This window comes from Halobacteriovorax sp. (assembly GCF_041587335.1).
Lineage (GTDB): Bacteria > Bdellovibrionota > Bacteriovoracia > Bacteriovoracales > Bacteriovoracaceae > Halobacteriovorax.
On record NZ_JBFGYP010000198.1, the window covers coordinates 1 to 3,787 of the forward strand.

The 3,787-nt window shown below is 34.9% G+C and carries 3 protein-coding genes and 1 pseudogene; 1 reads left to right on the plus strand and 3 read right to left on the minus strand.

The features are described from left to right. Window positions 1-147, plus strand: a pseudogene (locus tag ABX784_RS16055) (biotin--[acetyl-CoA-carboxylase] ligase); the annotation flags it as partial. Here the strand turns inward: ABX784_RS16055 and ABX784_RS16060 are convergent. From ABX784_RS16060 to ABX784_RS16070, 3 genes are all read right to left on the minus strand, one after another. After that, window positions 144-1,445, minus strand: a complete 1,302-nt coding sequence (locus tag ABX784_RS16060; protein WP_372656078.1) for a response regulator — start codon at window positions 1,443-1,445, stop codon at window positions 144-146. The pseudogene ABX784_RS16055 and the gene ABX784_RS16060 sit on opposite strands and share 4 nt — an antisense overlap. Window positions 1,446-1,499: 54 nt before the next feature. Beyond that, window positions 1,500-2,240 (minus strand): PP2C family serine/threonine-protein phosphatase, encoded by a 741-nt coding sequence (locus tag ABX784_RS16065; RefSeq protein ID WP_372656079.1) that lies wholly within the window; start codon window positions 2,238-2,240, stop codon window positions 1,500-1,502. 2 nt (window positions 2,241-2,242) lie between these two features. Further along, window positions 2,243-3,787, minus strand: a 1,545-nt coding sequence (locus ABX784_RS16070; RefSeq protein WP_372656080.1) for an FHA domain-containing protein, incomplete at its 5' end; no start/stop codon positions are given.

A 3,787-nucleotide genomic window follows, 5' to 3' on the forward strand; every position in this document is an offset into this window, starting at 1 on the left:
TCTCACTTAGGTCAAAATGTTGAAATTAGAGATGATAAGAATGTAGACAAGGGAATCTTTAAAGGAATTGGTCAAAATGGAGAGGCCCTCATAGAAAGTAAGGGCCTCATCAAAAAAATATATTCTGGTTCTTTATTTTTAGACTAATGTTCGAGAGTACTAGTAATATCTTTGATCTCTTTTTTTATTAAATTCTCAGCAAGGTCAGGAATAACTTCCCAAGCAACTTGCTCAATTTTCTCTCTACAAAACTTCTGAACTAACTCTTCAAGGGCAGGAGTGATAGCTTCCTTAACTTGAGCAACAATCTCTGCTGTATCAATATCTACTTCAATTGCAGGAGATCTAGTATTTGTATTATCAAGATTTTCAATAGTATAACTTTCTTTTTCTGAGTCAATTTCACTTTCAAGATCTGCAAAGATTTGATCAACTTCATCTTCAGCAATATCGTCTAAGTCCTCAACACTTGAAGAGGGTTTAGTCTCAAATGAGTTTTGATTCTCATCAAAACTATCTTCTTCACTTTCACCATCAACGGCCCAAAAGTCGTCTTTATCTATTTCTTCTTCAATTGAGTGATAAGTCTCTTTTTCATTTAAAAACTCTTGAGGCATCTGAAAAGAAGGATCGGTCTCATCTAAGTCCTCTTCTTCCTCATTACCATTATCAGAAATTTCATCTAGAGATATTAAGTCTGAATCTTGTGACTCTTGAGCATTATCGTTTAAAGTTAAAACATTATCTAGCTCTTCAACTTCTTCTTCAGTCTCTACTGACTGAGCTTCTATTTTAGGAGGGAATACACCAAATTTATTTTCTGTTCCAATTACACTTGGAACTTCTATTCCCCATCCCTTCATTTCTTCACTTAAAGCATCTTCAGCAGTAGCTTCGTCAAAAACTAGCTCTTCAGGTTCTTGATCAGACTTAGACAGTGTTGCACTTGAGTCATCACTTGGTCTAGGTGAGTCAACAACCCAGTCATCACCAATGATGTCTTCAGGTTCATCAATTTCTTCTTCAGACTCTGTTGAATAAGACTCTGTTTCTTCTAAGTTGATATCTGTTGCTTCACTTTTACTATCTAAGAGAATTCGACATTTCTGAATAAACTTTTCACTTTCGAAAGGTTTAACAACTTTATCGCCAATCCCACAATCTGAAAGTTGATAATCATCAATTGTATCAAAAGTCCCTAGCATAGCTAGAACTTGAGTATCAGGAGAAAGATCTTTAATCTTCTTTGCAAGATCATACCCTGATAATTTTTCAGATAAGTTAAAATCAAGTAAAACTAAGTCAAAACTATCTACTTCTAATTTTTGAAGGAGATCATTTTCGTTCAAACACTCGACTAGCTCATAGTCAGTATTTGATAGAGTGATTGATATAACTTTTTGAATTGTAAGACTGTCGTCAGCGACTAATATTTTTTCTGCCATAGAGATATTGTCACCTAAATTCGGCAGGTAAGCAACTGATTATTAAATCGTTAACTAAAACTGGAGGAAAATAGTCGACTGATTATCTAGGTTTCCTCTTTGATTTGAAAGCTTAGTCAGCTCTTTTATTTTCCCGTTATCATCAAGGTCTTGTCTCTCAAGAGTATGCTTGATTTCCTTGTGAGTCACTCTTGAGTAAATACCGTCAGTCATAAAGATATATAAATCTCCAGTCATGACTTTGAACTCCTTTACGTTTAAGTGAAGATCGTCAAATAATCCAAAACCACTCATAGGCGTAGTTCTAAATTGAATATCGTAGCTATCTTCACTTAAAGATTCTAAAGAGTCTGGCCTCACAATATTGTCTAACTTTCCACGCCTAAACAGAAAGGCACTACAGCTCCCTGTGGCAGAAGTAGTAAGAATACTATCTGCTAAAGTTGCAGCAATACATGATGCCCCACCTCTACTTGATAGGTCTTTATCCTGATTTTCTGTTTTGATAATTGAGTGTGCTAGATGCATTGAATTAACCAGAGCATTTCCCTCAATTAAGTATTTATGACTATAGTAGAAAGGAAAGGTTGAATCTGGATCTCCACCTATCTTAGTGTAGAACTTTAAAATAGTATCTCTAATCTTCTCAACTGCAGCATCTCCAATATTAGAACCACCAAATCCGTCAAAAATAAGAAATAACTTATTCTTTAAATCAACAACAGCATCATCTTCATTAATCTGCAGATATGGCCCTTGATTAGTATAAACAGAATAACTTCTAAGCTTAACCACTTCTACTCCAAATAATCTTTTAACTTTTCAGTCGCTTTTATATAATATTCACTATCCATTGGAGATACTTGTTGTACCTCTTGAAACTTCTCTTTTGCTTCATTAAATAAACTTAATGATTCTGCAATTATGGCCTCTCTAAAAATCTTTTTTGACCTTAGGGTTAATCTATCCCTTATTTGGTCCATTTCATTAAGTGCTTCTTTATTTGTAGGATCAAACTCGAGAATTTGATTATAAGTCTCATAAGCACCCTTTAAATCCTGTCCCTCATTTAAAGATCTCGCCTTTCCAAGTAAGGGACCAATAATGTTATTTAGGTTCTCTTTTGACTCATTCAGCATCACTGTTGCTTCTTTAACTAAGTCCTCATCCATTCCCTGTTGTCTTAAAAATATTTCAAGCTTTAGGGTTGCACTATGCCATTGTCCTTTTAAGTAGAATGATTTTCCTGGCTCAAGAGCAGTCTCTTGCCTCTTTCTCTCGGCCTCTCGTTGTGCCTTTTCAACAGATATACGATCTTGCTCTTTTCGCCATTCATCAAGCTCTAACTTAAGTTGAGGAACGTCATAGTTTTCAGGATCTAAACTCAGTATTTCCTGAAATAAAGAACGTGCATATGTTTCTTGTTTATTCTTAACAGCTTCCCTGGCCTTAACAAGAAGTTTAGCAATCTTAACTTTAAGTTCAGCCCTTCTTATCTCTTCTCTTTTTTTCTTTTCGGCTTCTTCAATTCGGGCAAGCCCTTCTTTAGCATTATTATAAATTTGATTTGAGTTTTTATACTCAGGAATGACCTGTCTTAATCTCTCTACTTCAATTAAAGATTGTTCATACTTACCACTTGATAATAAATCTTGAGAGAGTAAGTATTGTGATTCTACAAACTCTAATTGTTCCGGAGTAAGTTGAATTTTAGGTTTTCCCAAATCTTTTTTAGGAGCATTCGCTAGTTGCTCATTCTTTTTCTTATTCTTTTCACTTTCGCCAGGTACGGGGTCATCTGTAAGAAATACAATGGCTAAAAGTAATCCTACAACAATATAGATAATTTTCTTTCTCTGAGCTGGATCCTTTAATGACTCTTTTGAAAATAAAGATTTTGGACCAGCACTAGTCTGCTCTCCAAAACCATCACCATCAAGTTCAACGACATCGTCATCACCTTCATAATCAGATGATACTTCAACAACTTCTTCTACCTCTACAACTTGATTCTCCTCAACAGGCATTAAGCGATCTTTCTCTTTTTCAAGAAAATCTGAGCCAACTCTAAAAGTAAAAGTTGTTGAACCAATTATAAATTCATCGTTATTAGTTAGCACGGCCTGGTTTATTCTCTCACCATTTAACAAAGTTCCGTTTCCGGACTGCAAATCTTCAAGCACACAGGTGATATTATTTTTCTTTAACTTTGCATGTGTAGATGAGACTTCTGGGTCATTTAAAACAATCTGACATTTGGCAGGATCTCTACCTATAAGGACTTCTTGCTCATCAACATTGAACCTGTCATATGGTGCATTTTCACCAAATAATTCAACAAA

Coding starts and splice junctions, on each gene's coding strand:
- ABX784_RS16060 (WP_372656078.1), bottom strand. CDS start 1,445: ATGGCAGAAAAAATATTAGTCGCTGACGACAGTCTTACAATTCAAAAA.